Origin of the sequence: Desulfopila inferna (genome assembly GCF_016919005.1) — a bacterium.
Lineage (GTDB): Bacteria > Desulfobacterota > Desulfobulbia > Desulfobulbales > Desulfocapsaceae > Desulfopila_A > Desulfopila_A inferna.
This window is the reverse complement of sequence record NZ_JAFFQE010000054.1, coordinates 1-416: the sequence shown is the minus strand read 5'-3', so window position 1 is coordinate 416 and position 416 is coordinate 1. Positions and strand designations below refer to the sequence as shown.

At 53.4% G+C, this 416-nt stretch carries 1 protein-coding gene; it reads right to left on the bottom strand.

The window, feature by feature from the left end:
• Window positions 1-416, bottom strand: a 416-nt coding sequence (locus JWG88_RS21415) for an efflux RND transporter permease subunit (RefSeq protein ID WP_205235853.1), incomplete at both ends; no start/stop codon positions are given.

Sequence of the window (416 nt, the reverse complement as noted above, 5' to 3'; positions counted from 1 at the left end):
GCATACGACCGGGGATGGGAGCCACCTGGTATTGCTTTTCATAACCCCCCACACTATTAATCTCGGTAACACCGGGCACCTTGACCAGTTGCGGCTTAATGATCCAATCCTGGATGGTACGCAACTGCTCGGGCGTATACGCCTCGCCATCGGCATTGGTAGCCCCCTCTTTCGCGCGTACTACATAATTAACAATTTCACCAAGGCCGGAGGCTATTGGCCCCATCGTCGGCTCGATACCGTCGGGTACTTCTCCCCTTACCTTTTGCAATCGCTCACTGATTTGCTGTCTAGCCCAGTAAATATCGGTGCCCTCTTCAAACACCACGGTAACTTGCGACAACCCATAGCGTGAGATCGAGCGGGTGTAGTCCAGCTTTGGTAAACCTGCCATCGCGGTTTCCACCGGATAAGAA